The sequence below is a fragment of the Enterococcus faecalis genome, assembly GCF_029024925.1.
GTDB classification, from domain to species: Bacteria; Bacillota; Bacilli; order Lactobacillales; family Enterococcaceae; genus Enterococcus; species Enterococcus faecalis.
In genome coordinates, this window is the sequence record NZ_CP118962.1 from 890,277 (window position 1) to 897,500 (window position 7,224).

3 protein-coding genes, 1 tRNA gene and 2 rRNA genes (1 of these 6 cut by a window edge) are annotated in these 7,224 nt (G+C 41.3%); all 6 read left to right on the forward strand.

Features of this window, described 5'->3' with window-relative positions:
• Window positions 1-30 precede the first annotated feature (30 nt).
• Entirely contained in the window at window positions 31-1,452 is a 1,422-nt protein-coding gene (gene gndA / locus PYW42_RS04400; protein WP_002355953.1) for an NADP-dependent phosphogluconate dehydrogenase, read from the forward strand.
• A 157-nt stretch (window positions 1,453-1,609) separates the two neighbouring features.
• On the forward strand, window positions 1,610-2,296 hold the full coding sequence (locus PYW42_RS04405) for a response regulator transcription factor (RefSeq protein ID WP_002355954.1): 687 nt from the start codon (window positions 1,610-1,612) through the stop codon (window positions 2,294-2,296).
• Between the two features lie 10 nt (window positions 2,297-2,306).
• On the forward strand, window positions 2,307-3,815 hold the full coding sequence (locus tag PYW42_RS04410) for a HAMP domain-containing sensor histidine kinase (RefSeq protein ID WP_002388912.1): 1,509 nt from the start codon (window positions 2,307-2,309) through the stop codon (window positions 3,813-3,815).
• A 642-nt stretch (window positions 3,816-4,457) separates the two neighbouring features.
• Window positions 4,458-6,018 (forward strand): 16S ribosomal RNA (locus tag PYW42_RS04415).
• Window positions 6,019-6,097: 79 nt separating this feature from the next.
• Window positions 6,098-6,170 (forward strand) — tRNA-Ala (locus tag PYW42_RS04420).
• A 176-nt stretch (window positions 6,171-6,346) separates the two neighbouring features.
• Window positions 6,347-7,224 (forward strand): 23S ribosomal RNA (locus PYW42_RS04425) (it continues 2,035 nt past the right edge of the window).
• Together the 16S and 23S rRNA genes with 1 tRNA gene alongside form the textbook arrangement of a ribosomal RNA operon.

Here is a 7,224-nt window from a genome sequence, read left to right on the forward strand (position 1 = left end):
TTCGTTGATTATAATATAGGAGGTCATAAAATGACAAAACAACAATTTGGCGTAGTCGGCATGGCTGTCATGGGAAAAAATCTTGCTTTAAACATTGAAAGCAGAGGCTATACAGTTGCGCTGTATAACCGTACAGGATCAAAAACAACAGAAGTGGTTGAAGAACATCCTGACAAAAACTTTCAAGCAACATACTCAATTGAGGAATTTGTGAATGCAATTGAAAAACCTCGTCGAATTATGTTGATGGTTAAAGCTGGACCTGCAACAGATGCGACAATCCAAGAATTGTTACCACACCTTGATAAAGGCGATATCTTAATTGATGGCGGTAATACGTTCTTCAAAGACACAATGCGACGTAATGAAGAACTAGCAAACTCAGGAATTAACTTTATTGGTACTGGCGTTTCTGGCGGAGAAGAAGGAGCCTTGAAAGGACCATCTATCATGCCTGGCGGACAAAAAGAAGCGTATGAGTTAGTTGCGCCAATTCTTGAAAAAATTTCAGCTAAAGCAGAAGACGGTGAACCATGTGTGACTTACATTGGCCCAAATGGTGCTGGACATTATGTAAAAATGGTTCATAATGGGATTGAATATGGGGACATGCAATTAATTGCTGAATCCTACGATTTAATGAAACAAATCTTAGGTTTATCTGTTGATGAAATGGCAGAGATTTTCAAAGAATGGAACGAAGGCGAATTAGACAGTTACCTTATCGAGATCACGGCTGACATTTTGACACGTAAAGATGATGAAGGAACCGACCAACCAATCGTTGATGTTATTCTTGATGCAGCAGGCAACAAAGGAACAGGTAAATGGACAAGCCAAAGTGCGTTAGATCTTGGTGTACCATTACCATTAATTACAGAATCAGTATTTGCACGTTTTATTTCGGCTTACAAAGAAGAACGCGTAAAAGCAAGTGGCATTTTATCAAAACCTGCAGCCTTTAACTTTGCAGGCGATAAAAAAGAATTGATTGAAAAAATTCGCGAAGCATTATACTTTAGTAAATTAATGAGTTATGCGCAAGGTTTTGCACAACTCCGTGCAGCTTCTGAAGAATACGGATGGGATTTACCATTTGGTGAAATTGCAAAAATCTGGCGAGCAGGTTGTATTATCCGTGCACAATTCTTACAAAAAATTACCGATGCATATGAAAAAAATCCAGCACTTGAAAACTTGTTGTTAGATGAATACTTTGTAGAAATTACGAAAAAATATCAACAAGCCGTTCGTGAAGTTGTTGCGATTGCTGTTCAAGCAGGTGTTCCTGTACCAACATTCTCATCTGCAATTGCTTATTACGATTCTTATCGTTCAGATCGCTTACCAGCGAATTTAATTCAAGCACAACGTGATTACTTCGGTGCTCATACGTACGAACGCACAGACAAAGAAGGAATCTACCATTACAGCTGGTACAACGAAGAATAAACACGCTGGAGACCATGAGTGTGGCTCACCATGCTCATGGTTTTACTGTGGCTTAAAAAAGAACCAGACAGATTGAGTAGTAATTCTCTAATAAGTAGTAAGGAATAAAAAGGTTGAGCTTGAGTATAGCTTTTAAAGAGAAAGGACAATTAATCAAATGAGCAACATTTTAATTATTGAAGATGAAAAGAACTTAGCGAGATTCGTTGAGCTTGAATTAAAACATGAGGGGTATACGACAGAAGTACACTACAATGGTCGTACAGGATTGGAAGCCGCTCTTAACAACGAATGGGATGCTATCCTTCTTGATTTGATGTTACCAGAATTAAATGGATTAGAAGTATGTCGCCGTGTTCGCCAAGTGAAAAATACACCAATTATTATGATGACTGCACGTGATTCAGTAATTGACCGTGTTTCTGGCTTAGACCATGGAGCGGATGATTATATTGTTAAACCATTTGCAATTGAAGAATTGTTAGCTCGTTTACGTGCGTTACTTCGTCGTATTGATATTGAGGGCGATAAAAACGTTGCAAAACAAACAACGATTACATATCGTGACTTAACAATTGAAAAAGAAAATCGTGTCGTTCGTCGTAATTCTGAAATGATTGAATTAACAAAACGCGAATACGAATTACTATTAACGCTAATGGAAAACGTGAATGTTGTCTTGGCACGTGATGTGTTACTAAATAAAGTTTGGGGCTATGAAACAGAAGTAGAAACAAACGTTGTGGATGTGTATATCCGCTACTTACGAAATAAAATTGACGTACCTGGAGAAGAAAGCTACATCCAAACTGTCCGTGGAACTGGCTACGTTATGCGTTCGTGAGAACTAATTAATGAAAAGAACGATTAAAAAAGAACTGGAAGGCCCATCTTTAACTATAAAGTGGGCTTTCGCAAGTTCTTTCTTTATATTTGTAGTTTTTACCATTTTTGCGGTGATTACCTATAAGTCTTCTGTCAGTCTTATTGTTGCCAAAGAAAAGGAAAATGTCGAAGCAACGATTGCAGAAGTAACAAATCGATTAGCTAATGCCAATGAAAATTTAACGGTAACAGACGTTTTTGACTATTTAAAAACGCCGAGTGAAAGAGATGAAAACTACTATAATAAGCATACAGCAGTAGAAGGTTCGTTTATGGAAATGGACAGTTTCATATCTGAACTAGGACAACCAGAACTTTATTTATCTGTGTATGACACAAACCAAAAGCTAGTTTTTAAAACACAAAATGAATATGATAAGTTATTACAATTGGATCGACAATTACCTGTTGTTCAAACCGTTTTTGATAAAACCGGTTTTTATTCCGTGGAACCTATTTTTTCAAAAGAAACACGAGAAAAGATTGGCTATATTCAAGCGTTTTATGAACTTTCTTCTTTTTATGAAATTCGTAATCATTTATTATTAACACTTGTAGTTTTAGAAGTGATTTCTCTGATTGTAAGTAGTGTCTTAGGCTTTATCCTCTCTTCTTATTTCTTAAAACCATTAAAAGTATTGAGAGACACGATGGATACAATCCGCAAAGACCCGCAATCAGATGTCCACATGCCGGAGATTAATACGAGAGATGAGTTAGCAGATATCTCGGAAATCTTTAATGAAATGTTAGATCGTATGAGACGCTATATCGAACAACAAGAGCAGTTTGTAGAAGATGTTTCCCATGAATTAAGAACGCCCGTTGCGATTATGGAAGGCCATTTAAACCTTTTAAATCGTTGGGGGAAAGACGATCCTGAAATTTTAGATGAATCATTAAAGGCCAGTTTACAAGAAATTAGTCGTATGAAGAGTTTGGTCCAAGAAATGCTTGACCTTTCACGCGCTGAACAAGTGGACACCCAATATGCAAATGAACGAACAGATGCTAAACAAGTAGTCTACCAAGTATTTAATAACTTCCAATTGGTTTATCCTGAGTTTCATATCACATTAGATGACGATTTACCAACCGAAGTTGAACTGAAAATCTATCGTAATCACTTTGAACAATTGCTAATTATTCTATTAGATAATGCGATTAAATATTCAACAGATCGAAAAGAAGTGCATATTTCCATTTCTCGAACGATGAATGAATTTGAAATAGCTGTGCAAGATTTTGGTGAAGGAATCACTGAAGAAGACTTGGAGAAAATATTTGATCGATTCTATCGAGTAGATAAAGCCCGTGCAAGAAATAAAGGCGGTAATGGCTTAGGTCTATCGATTGCAAAACAATTAGTCGAAAACTATAAAGGACGTATTGATGCAGAAAGCGTATTGCATCAAGGAACAATCTTTAGAATTTTTATTCCAATCGCTGGAATAAAAGAAGAGAGCAACGTACAATAAAGTACGTTGCTTTTTTTACGAATGATTAACGAACATTTCAGTAAGGGAAAAGGGATTATAAGATAAAGAAACGAATGTTTTCTTTGCAGAAAATATTCATCGTTCGAAATTGAAAAAAATGTTATTTTTCTGCAAAATAATAGTTGCGTTTTAGAAAAATCCTTGGTATATTAATATCTGTTCTGACAAACAGTTCGTTAAGAAAAAAGTTTTAAAAAGTTAAAAATTTTTCTTGACGAAAAGATAAATAACATGTTAGAATAACAAAGTCGTTAAAGAGATTGCTTTTAAATCAATCATTTGATCAAAAAAATTGTTATAAAATAACAAAAAAGTTTTAAAAAGTTGTTGACAAACAACTGAGATAATGATAAGATATAGAAGTTGTCACAGCAGACGGCAACGACCGAGCAAAACAACTTAAAAAACTTTTTAAAAAAAGTTCTTGACATTCAAACGAAAGTTTGTTATGATATAAAAGTTGCTGCGAGGTAACGTAGACCTTTGAAAACTGAACAAAGAATAGACGAACCAAATGTGTAGGGCGTCTTGATTCAATTCAAGACAACAAACATTTTTAACAAGCAAGCAATATGCTAGCAAACAAATTGAGCTTAACAATCGTAAGATTGTTCTAACTTTTATTATGAGAGTTTGATCCTGGCTCAGGACGAACGCTGGCGGCGTGCCTAATACATGCAAGTCGAACGCTTCTTTCCTCCCGAGTGCTTGCACTCAATTGGAAAGAGGAGTGGCGGACGGGTGAGTAACACGTGGGTAACCTACCCATCAGAGGGGGATAACACTTGGAAACAGGTGCTAATACCGCATAACAGTTTATGCCGCATGGCATAAGAGTGAAAGGCGCTTTCGGGTGTCGCTGATGGATGGACCCGCGGTGCATTAGCTAGTTGGTGAGGTAACGGCTCACCAAGGCCACGATGCATAGCCGACCTGAGAGGGTGATCGGCCACACTGGGACTGAGACACGGCCCAGACTCCTACGGGAGGCAGCAGTAGGGAATCTTCGGCAATGGACGAAAGTCTGACCGAGCAACGCCGCGTGAGTGAAGAAGGTTTTCGGATCGTAAAACTCTGTTGTTAGAGAAGAACAAGGACGTTAGTAACTGAACGTCCCCTGACGGTATCTAACCAGAAAGCCACGGCTAACTACGTGCCAGCAGCCGCGGTAATACGTAGGTGGCAAGCGTTGTCCGGATTTATTGGGCGTAAAGCGAGCGCAGGCGGTTTCTTAAGTCTGATGTGAAAGCCCCCGGCTCAACCGGGGAGGGTCATTGGAAACTGGGAGACTTGAGTGCAGAAGAGGAGAGTGGAATTCCATGTGTAGCGGTGAAATGCGTAGATATATGGAGGAACACCAGTGGCGAAGGCGGCTCTCTGGTCTGTAACTGACGCTGAGGCTCGAAAGCGTGGGGAGCAAACAGGATTAGATACCCTGGTAGTCCACGCCGTAAACGATGAGTGCTAAGTGTTGGAGGGTTTCCGCCCTTCAGTGCTGCAGCAAACGCATTAAGCACTCCGCCTGGGGAGTACGACCGCAAGGTTGAAACTCAAAGGAATTGACGGGGGCCCGCACAAGCGGTGGAGCATGTGGTTTAATTCGAAGCAACGCGAAGAACCTTACCAGGTCTTGACATCCTTTGACCACTCTAGAGATAGAGCTTTCCCTTCGGGGACAAAGTGACAGGTGGTGCATGGTTGTCGTCAGCTCGTGTCGTGAGATGTTGGGTTAAGTCCCGCAACGAGCGCAACCCTTATTGTTAGTTGCCATCATTTAGTTGGGCACTCTAGCGAGACTGCCGGTGACAAACCGGAGGAAGGTGGGGATGACGTCAAATCATCATGCCCCTTATGACCTGGGCTACACACGTGCTACAATGGGAAGTACAACGAGTCGCTAGACCGCGAGGTCATGCAAATCTCTTAAAGCTTCTCTCAGTTCGGATTGCAGGCTGCAACTCGCCTGCATGAAGCCGGAATCGCTAGTAATCGCGGATCAGCACGCCGCGGTGAATACGTTCCCGGGCCTTGTACACACCGCCCGTCACACCACGAGAGTTTGTAACACCCGAAGTCGGTGAGGTAACCTTTTTGGAGCCAGCCGCCTAAGGTGGGATAGATGATTGGGGTGAAGTCGTAACAAGGTAGCCGTATCGGAAGGTGCGGCTGGATCACCTCCTTTCTAAGGAATATTACGGAAATACACATTTCGTCTTTACTTTGTTCAGTTTTGAGAGGTCTACTCTCAATCAAATAAGTTCGGGGCCTTAGCTCAGCTGGGAGAGCGCCTGCTTTGCACGCAGGAGGTCAGCGGTTCGATCCCGCTAGGCTCCATTGATAGCTTTTGCTATCAGATTCGTTCATTGAAAACTGGATATTGAAGTAAAAAGAATCAAAACAAACCGAGAACACCGCGTTGAATGAGTTTTTTAATAAGTTCAATTGCTTATTTATTGATTAACCTTCTATCGCTAGAAGAAGTGATCAAGACCCAACCGTAAGGTTGATAAGGTTAAGTGAATAAGGGCGCACGGTGGATGCCTTGGCACTAGGAGCCGATGAAGGACGGGACTAACACCGATATGCTTTGGGGAGCTGTAAGTAAGCTATGATCCAGAGATTTCCGAATGGGGGAACCCAATATCTTTTATAGGATATTACTTTTCAGTGAATACATAGCTGATTAGAGGTAGACGCAGAGAACTGAAACATCTTAGTACCTGCAGGAAGAGAAAGAAAATTCGATTCCCTGAGTAGCGGCGAGCGAAACGGGAAGAGCCCAAACCAACAAGCTTGCTTGTTGGGGTTGTAGGACTCCAATATGGTAGTCTGTTAGTATAGTTGAAGGATTTGGAAAATTCCGCTAAAGAGGGTGAAAGCCCCGTAGACGAAATGCTGACAACACCTAGGAGGATCCTGAGTACGGCGGAACACGAGAAATTCCGTCGGAATCCGCGGGGACCATCCCGCAAGGCTAAATACTCCCTAGTGACCGATAGTGAACCAGTACCGTGAGGGAAAGGTGAAAAGCACCCCGGAAGGGGAGTGAAATAGATCCTGAAACCGTGTGCCTACAACAAGTCAAAGCTCGTTAATGAGTGATGGCGTGCCTTTTGTAGAATGAACCGGCGAGTTACGATTGCATGCGAGGTTAAGTCGAAGAGACGGAGCCGCAGCGAAAGCGAGTCTGAATAGGGCGAATGAGTATGTAGTCGTAGACCCGAAACCATGTGATCTACCCATGTCCAGGTTGAAGGTGCGGTAAAACGCACTGGAGGACCGAACCCACGTACGTTGAAAAGTGCGGGGATGAGGTGTGGGTAGCGGAGAAATTCCAAACGAACTTGGAGATAGCTGGTTCTCTCCGAAATAGCTTTAGGGCTAGCCT